This is a genomic window from Photorhabdus heterorhabditis, from assembly GCF_001280945.1.
Classification (GTDB): Bacteria; Pseudomonadota; Gammaproteobacteria; order Enterobacterales; family Enterobacteriaceae; genus Photorhabdus; species Photorhabdus heterorhabditis.
The window spans coordinates 1-14,521 of the sequence record NZ_LJCS01000084.1 but is presented as its reverse complement, the minus strand read 5'-3'; the positions used below and the strand labels follow the sequence as shown (position 1 = coordinate 14,521).

The following is a 14,521-nucleotide window of genomic DNA, read 5'->3' as shown; positions in this document are numbered from 1 at the left end:
TTTATTAGTTTATTAGTTTATTAGTTTATTAGTTTATTAGTTTATTAGTTTATTAGTTTATTAGTTTATTAGTTTATTAGTTTATTAGTTAAACCCCTTTCAAAAATAACTATATTTGTGATATTCATCTTAATAATAAAATAAAAAACTCCTTATTACTGAAATAGTATTAAAATTGACGAAAAACATGACGAAGATTAGATTAGGCCAAGTGATGAAAAAAATCCCCTTTGATTTAGATGGTTACGAAATCTCTTATGGCTACGCCCGTAGAACAAAAATTCCAATTATAAAAATAACCCATCCCAGAAATGGGATTCCTATTAGGCCATTCTATAGTGTCAACAGAGTGAATTTACTTGAAAGAATCCAATATGAAACTGGTTTAAAAGATCAATATCTTGAGCGTATTAATGAACATTTTCAAGAAATTAACTACCCTTAAAAAACCAGATATAACAGAAAGTTATATCCTTCTATTTTAGTGCCTTGGAAATTACCAAGGTACTGCATATCCGGTTTATTCTGTTTAATGGTTGATTTACTGATGAATCCATTTGTAATTAGTTGGTAAATAGAGATGACCTGATATAATATAGTAGGTAATAATCCCTCCCAATATTTATACCCTTCATCTTTCAAGCTGCTGCTTTGTTGGCTGCGCTCACTTGCCGGTACCCTGCAACTTGAAATCTATTGGGTATATATCTTTATTAACACTTACTGAAACAATTGGCATTTTTCTTTTATTTTTTTGTTATATAGTAAAAAAACAGAAAATGCCAAGCATATACCTGCAACTATCGCATACTGATATCGATTTTCTAATGTTGACATCACGGTAAAATAAACTCATCCCATAACTGAAAATACACACACCGCACCAATTATCCCTTGAGTTATATGCATCACGATTCTCATCAATATACTTATTTTCGTCATCATCATTTATCCAGTCCTGCGGAGAGTTCATTAAATATCTCATTAAATAAACCCCAAACTTAATCATACACTTACAGGTCTCTGATACACACAACTCCATGTTGCCTTCTAACCAAGAAATAATTCTAATGCTTCTCTAACCTTAAATTGAGTCTTAAGCACAGATATCATCAATACCCAATAGCATTCCAATCGTGGTGCAGAAAGCGAGAAAATAGGTATACAATATTGCAATCGCATGGATTCTCTAAGATAGTAAGCAAAGATTATCCACATTTTCAGACAAAAGATCATTTATCCATTTAAAAAGCAGAAAAAACAAATAATTAATTAACATAATTGGACATTGAACAACAGTGAAAAACAGCAGCGAACAACCCACTTTCTACATTCATGACTATGAAACTTTCGGTAAACATCCCGCATTAGACAGACCAGCTCAGTTTGCCGGTGTCCGCACTGATATGGATTTCAATATTATTGAAGAGCCGTTAGTGATTTACTGTTCACCTACTGATGATTATCTCCCTCAACCAGAAGCGGTCATGATTACAGGAATTACGCCTCAGATTGCATTGGAAAAAGGTGTCAACGAAGCGGAATTTGCCCGACAAATTCATAATGTATTCAGTGTGCCTAATAGTTGTATCCTCGGTTATAACAATATCCGGTTTGATGATGAAGTCAGCCGGAATATTTTTTACCGCAATTTTTATGATCCATACGCTTATAGCTGGCAAAAAGGTAATTCCCGTTGGGATTTACTTGATGTATTGCGTGCCTGTTATGCCCTGCGCCCCGAAGGTATTATCTGGCCCAAAAATGACGATGGTCTGCCCAGCTTTAAACTGGAGCATCTGACCAAGGCAAATGGTATTGAGCATTCGCATGCTCACGATGCTATGTCCGATGTTTACGCTACAATTGCAATGGCAAAACTGCTTAAAGCAGCACAACCACGGATGTTCAATTATTTCTTTCAGCTAAGAAATAAACAGAAAATCAGCAATCTCATTGATATCCCACAAATGAAACCGCTAGTTCATGTCTCCGGGATGTTTGGCGCTGCCCGTAGCAATACCAGTCTGGTAGCACCTCTTGCATGGCATCCGATAAACCGAAATGCCGTTATCATGTGTGATCTGACTGGAGATATTTCACCATTGCTGGAACTGGATGCAGATGCTTTACGTGAACGTCTGTATACCCGCCATGATGAATTGCAGCCAGATCAGCTACCAGTCCCTGTTAAGCTGGTCCATGTTAATAAGTGCCCGATAATCGCACCTGATAATACTTTACGAACAGAAGACGCTGAACGTCTTGGGTTAGATCGTGATCATTGTGAGAAAAATCTGGCGATTCTACGCAATAATCCACAAATCAGAGAAAAAGTTGTCGAACTGTTTGTTCAGGCTGAATCTTTCCCTGAATCAGATAATGTTGACGCTAAGCTGTATGACGGTTTCTTTAGTGATGCAGATAAAGCAGCAATGAATATTATCCGTGAAACACAACCGCAGAATTTACCTGCTTTAGACCTGACTTTCCAGGACCCGCGCATTAAAACGCTATTATTCCGCTATCGTGCCAGAAATTACCCTTCTACTCTGACTTATGATGAACAACAGAGCTGGCTACGCCATCGTCAAGATGCATTAACCCAAGATAAACTTAGTGAATATATCTTTATCATTGAGCAACTTTTTATTGAATACCAAAGCAATGAAGAAAAATGCCGTCAACTTAAGGCCCTGATGGAATATGCAGTGAAACTGGCTGAATAATCATAGAACGGCGAGTCATATATGCTCGCCTTCTTCCTAAATGGGGTAATGCTTACAGACTCACATCTTCTTAGTACTGCCATGATGTTGAGAATACTGGCATTAAGATTCTTCCCCCCAATTTTTCAGCTTAGACGTTTTCCCAACTCCTGGATTGAGAGTATTAGTAGGATCAGTCATCCGATAGAAATTCTTCAGCTGAGGCTTAGCTTGATATTGATGGCCCACATTGTGTTCTGCGGGATATTCTGCACCACGCTGATCAAGGAGTTCTATCATTCTTTCTTTTAGTGCATGTATATCCACACCCTTTTTTACAATGTAATCATGATGGAATACATGGCACATAAAATGCCCGCAATAAAGTTTATGCACTAATACATCATCAACCTCTGGCGGTAACTGCTCAAACCATTTTCGATCATTCCGACGCAAAGCAATATCAAGCGAAAGGATATTTTCCACTTGGTTACTATGTACGGCTTGATAACGGATCGCTGCGCCGGCAGCGGAAAAACGATGCAGGAATGCTTTAACTCCTTCCTCCGTCGTACAGGCAAAGAATGCCCCCTCTGCTTGGCTGAAATAACTCTTTAGCCAATTTCTAGCTTCCTCAACCCCATCACCCGACATCTTTAATATCAAATGGTGCTCAAAGCGATTTCGATACTCTTTCAAACGGTTAGGTAAATGCGACGGAAATAAACGACTCAACTCTTGCATCATGCGATCAATAAGATGGGAAGGTAAAAATGGAACCTTATTGAAAATAGCGTCCATTCGCCCTTTCAACGTAAAATAGGTCGGCATTTTATCCGTACCAAGCTTATCAATCATGATAAAAGCATCTTTACCGTAAATTTCTGCGATATCGAAAATATCCCGATGCATATATTCACCCGCCACCGGCAAATTACGAAAATTGGCTAATATATGGCGACGTAATTCTGTCAACACGTCAGTGTGGTTGGTACCGATATAAAATACCTGAGACAAAGATTCGGCTGGAAAAGTATCGAGCCGGACAGCAAATACGACCAACTTACCTGCACAACCCGACGCTTCGAACAAACGACGTTCATCAGAGTTGAAACGAGATGGTGTATCGGCATCTACGTCACGCACACGTTGGGCATACTCATAATCAGATGCTTTATGCTGACCTTGTTCTATATCCTGGTCACTATAACGCTGTTCTTCCAGACAAGAGAGGATCTCTTCCGGTGTTTCTCCCAAGTAGATACCCAGATGATTAATCAATTCTGGCTTACCGTTCTTGTTCACTCGCCCATATAAGGCCATTTCAGTGTAGGCTGGACCACGATGAACCAGAGAGCCACCTGAATTATTACAGATACCACCAATTACAGAAGCCCCAATGCAGGAAGAACCGATGACCGAATGAGGTTCACGTCCCAACGGTTTTAACGCACGTTCAAGTTGCCACAAGGTACTGCCCGGCAGTGCGACTACCTGGTTATACTGTCTCAGGATTTGGATCTTATTCATGCGCAACGTGCTGATGATCACTATGTCACGGTCATAATCATTACCACTCGGAGTAGAACCTTCGGTCACACCGGTATTAGCCGCCTGCATCAAGATGATCTTATCTGCTTCAACACAGGCTTTAAACACACGCCACTGTTCTACCAATGAACCGGGAAATATTACGGCCAAAGCATCACCTTGGCCCGAGCGAAAACCTTTACGGTAGCGTTCAGTTTTGTGGGGGGCAGTCAGGATATGAGATTTACCAACAATATTAGTCAGTATAGTAATGAATTGCTGATTTTGAGAGGTCTGTGCATCATTCATAGACGCTTCCTTAATAGTAAATTACCTCTCAGAGCATAGATTGTTTTTCTTTATTTACCGCCGGAATTTTTCTTATCTGCAAGCTACCTCGCTGTTTTCTTTCCTAAGATCCTTCTTCTGCATTATTACGACAAACTGGAAATATGAAAAAAAACGGTACCATTGGTACCGTTTTCTTTTTCAAACCGGATATCAAATCATTTCAGAACACTGAGGCATCGGCTGACGGAAACGACGGGTCAGGAATACCATATAAACCAGACCAATTGCTCCCCAAGTTAAACCCAACTCCATAGAGCTTTGTTCCAGGTTCATCCACAACACCCCAACAGTGCAGGCACCAACCACAGGCAATACCAAGAAGTTGATTGTATCTTTCAATGTACGGTTACGACGTTCACGGATATAGAACTGAGAGATAACCGATAAATTTACAAAGGTGAACGCTATCAGCGCCCCAAAGTTAATCAGAGCTGTTGCAGTCACCAAATCAAAGGTAATAGCAGACAGTGCTACGATACCTACCAACAATACGTTGATTGCCGGAGTCCGCCATTTTGGATGAACATAGCCAAATATTTTCTCAGGAAATACGCCATCGCGCCCCATGACATAGAGCAAACGCGAAACACCTGCGTGGGATGCCATACCAGAGGCCAAAACAGTGACACAAGAGAACACCAGAATAATGGACTGGAATAAAGTACCCGCTACATACAGCATAATTTCTGGCTGAGATTCATCCGGGTTCTTGAACCGGGAGATATCAGGAAAATAGAGCTGTAAGAAATAAGAAACTATAATAAAGATAACGCCACCGATTAATGCTGTCAGGAAGATCGCTTTCGGGATCACTTTGCCTGCATTCGGCGTCTCTTCGGACAACGAACTAATGCCATCAAACCCAAGGAATGAAAAACACAAAATCGTTGCCCCAGTAATCATCGGGATTAAATGGGCATCTTCAGAGGCAAAAGGTCTTACACTCCATAAAGTTCCTGTACCTTCCCCATTGTATACGCCGTGGATCAACAAACCCACAAATACCACCATTATTGCAACCTGAACAATAACAATGCCGGTGTTGAGATTAGCAACAACGTTGATACCACGCAGGTTAAAGGCTGTCATCAATAATGCCAAACCCACAACGAATATCCATGGCTCTACACCAGGAAAGATGGCCTGAAGATAAATTTTCGCCAACAAGATGTTAATCATCGGCATGAACAGATAGTCCAGTAGCGACGACCAACCTACCATAAAACCAACATGTGGGCTTATGGATTTTTGTGCATAAGTATATGCAGACCCAGCAGATGGGAAGCGTTTTACTAATTTCCCATAGCTTAAGGCAGTAAACAGAATTGCGATCAAAGCAATAGCATAAGATGTTGCTACATGACCGTCAGTCAAACCAGAAACAATGCCAAAAGTATCAAAGATAGTCATAGGTTGCAGATAAGCAAGGCCCATCATCACCACCTGAACTAAGGTCAGTGTTTTTCTGAGTTGAACACGATTGTTCGCACCAGTTTGGTTGGTGCCAATTGAGATTGCAGTATTATGCGACATGAGCGAAACCTCCCATAACTCCGATTCGTGTTTTATCACTACTTAATCGACAGTTACTGGGAAGACTTCGCTTCTGCCTATAGGCAGAATAGACAGTGGAGTTAGAGGCTGGATTGTACATAGAGCGCAATGCTCCATAGTCATCGATGCAGCAGCATGCGCCGATTGGCACAAGTGCGATAGAGAATAATTGCTCCATATTAGCGTTCCTCATTACGGCAACCGATTCTCGTTCTGGTTGCACGTGGGCCAATTATCTATCCGGCTCAGAGTCCGGCCTCTTGGTATATACCCTTCATCTTTCAAGCTACTGCTTTGTTGGCTGCGTTCACTTGCCGCCGCGCTGCAAATTGAAATCTATTGGGTATAGTAAAAAATAAGTCAAAGCAAAAAAAATAACCGACACATATAAACGCATCAGTTATTTTCCAGTGGGCGAATTCTGCACTTGAAGACCTAAAATAGCAATACTCGCCGCACTAAAAGTTCATTATTTTTTACCACACATATTGATTACGCTATGGAATTTAACCATGTCATATACATTCTTTTGACATGTGCCAAGTTTTAGCACAACACAAAACGAATTACTATCCAGTTTTTAGGGTTAAGCAAAAAACAAAACCCCCTGCCAAAAACAGGCAAGGGGGTTAACAAACATTTAATAAGAATTATTTATCAGAAGTCGTAAGTAAGACCGATGTTATAGCGACGGCCATCCAGTTGCACTTCATAATTTTCTTGAGTAACGCGTTTATCAAATACGTTGTACACTCCACCTAACACGCGCAATTCCTTGGTTAAATTATAGCTGGCTCCGATATCCACAAAGGCGTAGGACGGAGCTCCTTCCTTCATACTATCACCACGCCCTAAATAATCTGAGGTTTTGCCGCGGAAGTTTATCCGGGTCCAGGTTTGCATTTCCGGTAAAGTTTGCCAGTTCAGAGTCGCATTCGCCATGTGTTTAGGCATTTTATTCAAAGGTTTTCCTTTGTTTTTCCCACTTTTCTGTTCTGACTCTGTATAAGTATAGTTCGCAGACAATGACCAGTTTTCAACGATATCCCAGTTTATAGTCGCTTCTACACCGCGTATATTGGCTTTATCTACGTTAATGCGGTCATTAATAAATTTATAAACATTATCATCAATTTTACACTTTTTATCTTTCCCACCACTTGGATCAGCGCAGCGACTAATTTCAGTGATCTTATCTTTAAATTCTGTATTAAATATTGTCAAACCGACATCAAGGTTTTCTTGATTATTCCAAATAACACCGATCTCTTGGCCAAAACTCTTTTCTGGTTTTAAGTCTGGGTCGCCAACAATAATTCCTGGCTTTTCTCTAAATCCATTAATAGTTTTAGGGCTTCCTCCTGTAACTTGCCCCCAATCTGATGTGGAATGACGTAAATCAGGAGAACGGTAACCAGTAGATACACCACCTTTAATCGTCCATTGTTCATCGGCATGCCATACTCCATACAGACGAGGTGTCCAATGACTCCCAAAATTCTCGTCCTTATCCATACGGATACCACTAGTCAGGGCAAAATCATTGGTCATTTGCCATTCATCTTCAGCAAATAGAGCCCAACTCCAGCGAGTCAATTTATCCATACCATTAGCGGACGCTAATAGATTGTCACCACCATGTAAGTTTTCATGGCGATATTGCCCCCCCACACTCAGAGTATGATCATCGAAACGGAAAACAGTTTGGTTGTTAAATACTGTATCTTGGTACTTCATGTCACGCCCTGGATTACGTGAATCATCATGTTGGATGTATGAAGTCATGGTACCGAAATCATAAATACCATTATGCAAAATAGAGTAATTGTTACGATTATAATCTCTGTTCTCTGAGTCACCACGAGACGATTTACCTCTAGTAGTATTGCGATCCTGCTCATAACGACCCGCTTCGAAATCAAAAGTATTTTTATCATCAGGTGTCAGAGAAAAAATGACTGAACCGTTACGCATTTCTTGCTCTTTAAAGCCGCCAATGAATTTATCTTCGTTACGGTGAGAATACAGGCCATGCACTTTTAATCCCAATAGGCCATCAATTATCGGGCCTGCTGTATAAATGCTACTCTGATAACTGTTACCCGAATTTTTACGCTCAGTCAAAGTAGTATCAGCGCGCAAGCTAGTTTTCCACTCTTTTTGCGCCTTACGAGTGATGACATTGATAACCCCACCCATTGCATCAGAACCATAAAGAGAAGACATCGGCCCACGCACCACTTCGATCCGCTCGATCGCCGCCAGAGGTGGCAACCACCCCTGCTCAATACCAGAGCCGTCACTGTTTGGGCGGGTATTACGGGTATCAATACGCTTACCATCAATCAGAATCATGGTGTATTTAGGCGCCATACCACGAATACTGATATCACTGCTGCTACCACCTCCCGTTACAACGACCCCTGGCACATCTTTCAGGGCATCAGTCACATCACGATAAGCCTTGGTTTCTAATTGTTCACGGCTCACCACAGAAATAGACGCTGGTGCATCTTCAATCTTCTGTTGGAAGCCTGATGCTGTAGTCACAACAATGGTGTCATTATTGTCACTGGCCGCAAAAACAGAGCCAGATGAAATTGCAGCAATAACCCCTAACGCGATTTTTCTTTTATTAAAAACACTCATTCCCAATTCTCCAAGAAATATATACCCGCATCTTTCAAGTTGCTTCTTTGTTGGCTGCACTCACTCACCCCGGTCACATAGTTATCTATGCTCCCGGGGATTCGCTCCCTTGCCGTCGCGATGCATCTTAAAATCTATTGGGTATAATTATGTTTTATTAATTTATAAAATGGATAATTAACATATGCCCAAATAGCAGGGATAAAACACTCATCCCTGTGTGGTTTTATTATTTTGTTTTATTCGACTTTCTTACATATTATTACTATAAAATATAAGCCAATATTCTCTATTAATTCAAATAATCTATATTATTCAATTATTTTATCACCCACTCTTTGTAATAATAAAGAGTGGACATGGGTATTATTCAGACAAAAACGACAGCCTTTAAACGTACTTTATTACGAGCGGAAAAACCTATTCCTTACTTATTACCATGTACGCTCTCGTTTCTATGCACTATCCATGTCCATGATTTAATCCTGTAACAAGGTTATATACCTGTTATCTTTCAAGTTGCCTCTTTGTTGGCTGCACTCTCTCACCCCGGTCACAGTGTTATCTATGCTCCCGGGGATTCTCTCCCTTGCCGTCTCGATGCATCTTGAAATCTATAGGTTATAGAATAGGTTCTAACCGAGAAACCAACCCATCAATTAATACCTGTGGAACACCCTGAGAACAGTGTTCAATCCTGCCTCTAACACCATAAACCTGTGCTAAGCTATCCGGCGTAATAACCTGTTCAGGAATTCCTTCGGCAATTAAATTACCTTTTTGCAACATTAATGTATAATTACCATGACGCAAAGCAATATTAATATCATGCACGACCACTACAGTAATAATATTACGGTGGCGTGTTTCTTGTGCAACCAATTCCATTACGTGATATTGATAATTTAAATCCAATGCACTAAGTGGTTCATCTAATAATAATAATGTCGGCTTACGAATTAGCGATTGTGCCAATCCGACTAACTGTTTTTGACCACCAGATAATTGATCTAAATAACATAATGCCAGATGTTCAATCCCCAGCTGACCTAATAAAGACATCACTTCTTCTTCACTGGTTTCAGAATGATGTCCACCGGATGCACGTTGAGCAACAATAATCGATTCCAACACATGTAAATGAACGCCAGCAGGTAAACTTTGTGGCAAATAAACCACATTTTCCGCCCTCTTCGCAAAATTCATTTTCATCAAATCCTGACCATCAAGCCAGAGCTGCCCACTGGCGCGATTTAAGCCAGCCAGCGAACGCAGGAGTGTTGATTTACCGCTGCCATTTGGTCCCAACAGTACTGTAATTTTCCCGCGAGGCAATGGCGCGACATTTAGATTTTCAATTACCGGATTTTTCGGATAGCCAGCAGAAAAATTGCTGATAGTTAACCCTTGCTTCATACATTCCCCCTGTAACGCAAAATTATACTAAGGAAGAATGGAACCCCAACCAATGCAGTAACAATCCCGACCGGAATAATGACACCTGGGATCAAGTTCTTCGAGACAATCGACGTCAAAGACAGTACTAATGCACCAATTAATGCACTGGCAGGCAAATAGAAGCGGTGATCTTCACCAAATATCATACGAGCAATATGGGGCGCAATCAAACCGATAAAGGCAATTGGTCCGACAAATGCAACTGCTAAGGCGGAAAGAATACTGATACGCAATAATGTACCCAAGCGCAGGCGACGAACATCAATACCAAAACTGATGGCCCGATCTTCACCCAAACGCAACGCTGTCAATTTCCAAACATTCATCATTGAAATCGGAAAAATAACTGCAAATACCAGCAACATAACACCCAGTTTTATCCAGGTTGCTCTGGCAAGGCTACCCATTGTCCAGAGTACCAGCCCCTGAAGGGTATCTTCAGTTGCGATAAACTGCATCATGGAAACCAATGCGTCAAAAGTAAAGTATATCGCAATACCAAACAACACCACGCCAGAAGAAGTGGCAGCCCGTGTCCAACGAGTAACGCCATCCAGCACCAACGCTGCCAGCAAAGCAAAAATAAAGGCATTCGCAGAGATAAACCACTGGTCAGGCACGCCCGGAATACCAATACCTGACACGATAGCCAACGCAGCACCAAATGCAGCCGCCTGAGAAACCCCTAACGTGAAAGGACTTGCCAATGGGTTATTCAGAATCGTCTGCATTTCAGCGCCAGCCAGCCCAAGAGACAGGCCAATCACTACCGCCATCAGAGCGTATGGCAAACGAATATCCCAAACAATCACCCGTGTACCCGCATCTACACTATCTGGTGATACTAAAGTCTGCCAGAGAGACTGCAAAGATAAACCTGATGGCCCTATAGTAAAATCTAATACCACGGAAGCACCGATAACCAAGAAGATGGACACCATCATCACGATACGGCGGCGTAAAATATATTGGTAATGGGCTTTTACACCGCTGTTATTTGATTGTTGTTTCACCGTTGGCATAGGCTCGGTAGTGACACTCATTATTTCTGTTACCTGTCTTACTGATTACTTCTCACTGATCCAATAAACACCTAATGGTTCAACTGCCAGGAATTTACTGTGTAATTCATTCAGTGTTTTTTGTGGATCTAAATCTGCAAATTGTTCAGGATAGAACCACTTAGCAAATACCTGCGCGACTATTACGTTATATGGAGAATTATAATAATTATGCCAAATAGCATAGTCTCTACCCTCTTTAACCGCAGTCAAAGAGCTGATACCTTTGCGATCAGTTATTTTTTTCAGGCTAGCTCTTGCCAGCTCAGGTGTAGCTTGCGCGCCCAGTTTTACACCAGGTTCATTACTGTCTGACGCTTTTGCACCACTGGCAATGTAAATATAAGGATCAGTTGCAATAATCTTTTCGAGATTCATATTACCAAGTGCACCTGGTAGCACATCTTTAGCAATGTTTTTACCACCCGCCAGATCGATAAAATTACCCATATTACCATTACCTGCAGTAGCACAGCAGTCTTCAAAAGCACCCGCTCTTAGGTCAATAAATACAGCTGGCTTTTTCTCTTCCGGGATCTTATTGGTGATTTCCGTTACTAGTTTTATATTCTTCTCGTAGAAATCAGCATATTCTGTTGCTTCTTTTTCACGGTGCAATACTTTACCCAGCATACGAATGCTTGGCAGCGTATTTTTTAGTGGATCGGTGCGGAAGTCAACAAACACAACTGGAACGCCTGCTTTTTCAAGCTGAGCAACCAATTCACTGTTCTTACCCGGACCATGACCAGACAAGCCAAAAATAGCAATATCTGGATTGAGAGTTAATACTTTTTCAGAACTAACACTGTCAGCACTGGTATCACCAATCAAAGGAACTTTGTCAATCTCAGGGAATTTAGCTTTATAGATGGCATAGGATTGTGGGTCCAGTTTGCGAAAATCACCTTGCCAACCCGCGATACGAGCCAGTGGTTTATCCCCTTCAAGTAAAGCGACAGCGTGGAACAAACGACCTTCACCCAACAAAATACGGTTTACATTCTCAGGAACGTCAACAGTACGGCCAACTACATCAGTAACCGTTTCAGCCCATGATGCGAAGCTTGCCATTACTGCCGAACCCGCCAACAGGCTGATATTGATACTCTTTGCAATAGATCGAGATACAAATTTCACTTTGTTAGCCTCTTTCATATTAATAATAATGGCGCTAACAATAAAGCAAACGAGAATAATTATCAATGTGATTCACAGAGATTTTGGAAATAACATGACTAAGTTATACGACCAACTGCATGAAAAATAAAAAAACGTCTATTTAGTTACAAAAATGAGCGTTTTCTGCTGGTTTCCTGTCAATAGCTATTTAACCATAATAGAACAAAACGTTAAGATAATAATAAATTGATCATGAATCGCATTGAAATACTGCAAAATCAGGCCGGTTTACGTCTTTCCAAAGACCCTACCAGCCTGTTAATTATTATTCAACGTGATCAAATTCATTTATTGGGGATATCAGGAAATTCCATCTCGCTATATTTAATAAAACGGGTTTTCTTTGCTAATTTATAACCAAACCAAATCAATAGGAATAATGGAATACCAACATAAGTTGCGGTTACACCATACCAGTCAACTTTGTCTTGCAGAAACGCCTGATAATTCTGTCCTAATGTAATGGTCAGACAGAGAATAAACGCAAAGATCGGGCCAACCGGGAAAAACCCTGAACGATAAGGTAACTTATTTAGATCCAATCCCTGAGCTACATAACCACGGCGGAAACGATAATGACTGATAGCAATCCCTAACCATGCAATAAAACCAGTCATCCCAGAGGTATTCAACAACCACAGATACACTGTCTGATTACCGTACATTGAACTGAGGAAACACAAAGCAGCAACAACCGTTGTTGCATACAAAGCATTGCGCGGCACACCACCTTGAGATAATTTACCAAAAATCTTTGGCGCTTTGCCCTCTTTTGCCAATGTGAACAGCATACGAGTAGATGCATACATTCCTGAATTACCCGCAGATAATACCGCCGTTAAAATAACGGCATTCATCACAGCCGCCGCTGATAATAAACCGGCATTTTCAAATACCAACGTAAACGGACTAACGCTAATATCCCCGACATCATTACGTAGCAAATTTGGATCAGTATAAGGAATGATCAGGCTAATAATCAGAATAGCAAAAATATAGAACAACAGAATACGCCAGAATACTTTACGTACTGCACGAGGAACATTCTTCGCGGGATCTTTGGACTCACCCGCCGTAATGCCAATAAGTTCGACTCCCTGGAAAGAAAATCCAACTATCATTGCTACACCAATCATAGCAGAGAAACCACCGGCAAAAGGGGCATCACCAATAGTCCAATTATGCCATCCAGCACCTTCTGTACCTTTCATAATACCGGTTATCATTAATATTCCGACCACAATAAAGACAATAATCGTGGTAACTTTAATCAAAGAAAACCAGTATTCAGCTTCACCAAAACCTTTCACTGAAATAAAATTCAGTAAAAAAACCAATGTAAGAAACAACGCACTCCAAACCCAACCTGGCACATCCGGCAACCAATAACCCATAACCAACTGAGCAGCCACCAAATCCACCGCGATAGCCACCGCCCAGTTGTACCAATAATTCCAACCAAGGGCGAAACCAAATCCTTCTTCAACATATTTGGAGCCATAAGTTGAAAAAGAACCAGAAACAGGCATATAAGCAGCCAGCTCTCCCAGACTGGTCATCAGGAAGTAGATCATCAGGCCAATCAACGCATAGGAAAGTAATGCTCCACCTGGCCCGACCTGTGAAACCGTCACACCTGAAGCCACGAATAGCCCCGTGCCTATTGATCCACCAATAGCAATCATTGCCAAATGCCGCGCTTTTAATTCACGGCGTAAATGTTGCGCTATTGGCTTCCGGGGAATACTTTGTTGTTGAGACATTATGTTCCTGTTATCTGAGAATAAACCTGATGGCGGATTGTAGCAAATCCTCGCTATCAAAATAGCAAGGAAGCACAATTATAAGATACCTTCATAATTCAGAAAAAATTATAAGTAATATAACTAATTCTTAACTAACTTGGATTCACATAATAAGTGCAACATCGTTAATCCGGAAGTAAACATGTTCGTATTCCTTTAAATAATTCATTCGGTGTTTTCCCTCCCCGTGTTTTTCTGGGGCGATTATTTAATCGGTTTACCA

At 41.0% G+C, this 14,521-nt stretch carries 9 protein-coding genes; 2 read left to right on the top strand and 7 right to left on the bottom strand.

Annotation, left to right across the window (positions count from 1 at the left end):
• Window positions 1-187: 187 nt before the first annotated feature.
• Complete coding sequence (locus AM629_RS19110; RefSeq protein WP_149617092.1) at window positions 188-445, top strand: hypothetical protein; 258 nt, start codon at window positions 188-190, stop codon at window positions 443-445.
• A gap of 853 nt (window positions 446-1,298) precedes the next feature.
• Window positions 1,299-2,729 carry an exodeoxyribonuclease I gene (sbcB, locus tag AM629_RS19100; protein WP_054481109.1) on the top strand — a complete coding sequence of 477 codons (1,431 nt, stop codon included), beginning with the start codon at window positions 1,299-1,301 and terminating at the stop codon, window positions 2,727-2,729.
• 102 nt (window positions 2,730-2,831) lie between these two features.
• On the opposite strand, the gene dld is transcribed toward sbcB, so the two are convergent.
• The 7 genes from dld to AM629_RS19065 all read right to left on the bottom strand — a co-directional run bounded on the left by dld (window position 2,832) and on the right by AM629_RS19065 (window position 14,256).
• The gene (gene dld / locus AM629_RS19095; protein ID WP_054481107.1) at window positions 2,832-4,547 is read right to left on the bottom strand and encodes a D-lactate dehydrogenase; all 1,716 of its coding nucleotides are present in this window, start codon (window positions 4,545-4,547) and stop codon (window positions 2,832-2,834) included.
• 192 nt (window positions 4,548-4,739) lie between these two features.
• Window positions 4,740-6,122 carry an APC family permease gene (locus AM629_RS19090; RefSeq protein WP_054481105.1) on the bottom strand — a complete coding sequence of 461 codons (1,383 nt, stop codon included), beginning with the start codon at window positions 6,120-6,122 and terminating at the stop codon, window positions 4,740-4,742.
• A 678-nt stretch (window positions 6,123-6,800) separates the two neighbouring features.
• Window positions 6,801-8,792, bottom strand: coding sequence for a ligand-gated channel protein (locus AM629_RS19085; protein ID WP_054481103.1), 1,992 nt, complete (start codon window positions 8,790-8,792; stop codon window positions 6,801-6,803).
• Window positions 8,793-9,413: 621 nt separating this feature from the next.
• On the bottom strand, window positions 9,414-10,208 hold the full coding sequence (locus tag AM629_RS19080; RefSeq protein ID WP_054481101.1) for an ABC transporter ATP-binding protein: 795 nt from the start codon (window positions 10,206-10,208) through the stop codon (window positions 9,414-9,416).
• Complete coding sequence (locus tag AM629_RS19075) at window positions 10,205-11,293, bottom strand: FecCD family ABC transporter permease (protein ID WP_054481100.1); 1,089 nt, start codon at window positions 11,291-11,293, stop codon at window positions 10,205-10,207. The genes AM629_RS19080 and AM629_RS19075 overlap by 4 nt, the downstream gene beginning before the upstream one ends.
• Before the next feature lie 24 nt (window positions 11,294-11,317).
• A complete protein-coding gene (locus AM629_RS19070; protein ID WP_054481099.1) occupies window positions 11,318-12,451 on the bottom strand; it encodes an ABC transporter substrate-binding protein in 1,134 nt (377 codons plus the stop codon).
• 326 nt (window positions 12,452-12,777) lie between these two features.
• The gene (locus AM629_RS19065) at window positions 12,778-14,256 is read right to left on the bottom strand and encodes an amino acid permease (RefSeq protein ID WP_054481098.1); all 1,479 of its coding nucleotides are present in this window, start codon (window positions 14,254-14,256) and stop codon (window positions 12,778-12,780) included.
• Window positions 14,257-14,521: the final 265 nt, after the last annotated feature.

Bases quoted from the DNA above. Each gene is read 5' to 3' on its own strand.
- AM629_RS19110 (WP_149617092.1), top strand. From the start codon at position 188: ATGACGAAGATTAGATTAGGCCAAGTGATGAAAAAAATCCCCTTTGAT.
- AM629_RS19085 (WP_054481103.1), bottom strand. From the start codon at position 8,792: ATGAGTGTTTTTAATAAAAGAAAAATCGCGTTAGGGGTTATTGCTGCA.
- AM629_RS19065 (WP_054481098.1), bottom strand. From the start codon at position 14,256: ATGTCTCAACAACAAAGTATTCCCCGGAAGCCAATAGCGCAACATTTA.
- AM629_RS19090 (WP_054481105.1), bottom strand. From the start codon at position 6,122: ATGTCGCATAATACTGCAATCTCAATTGGCACCAACCAAACTGGTGCG.
- AM629_RS19080 (WP_054481101.1), bottom strand. From the start codon at position 10,208: ATGAAGCAAGGGTTAACTATCAGCAATTTTTCTGCTGGCTATCCGAAA.
- AM629_RS19075 (WP_054481100.1), bottom strand. From the start codon at position 11,293: ATGAGTGTCACTACCGAGCCTATGCCAACGGTGAAACAACAATCAAAT.
- dld (WP_054481107.1), bottom strand. From the start codon at position 4,547: ATGAATGATGCACAGACCTCTCAAAATCAGCAATTCATTACTATACTG.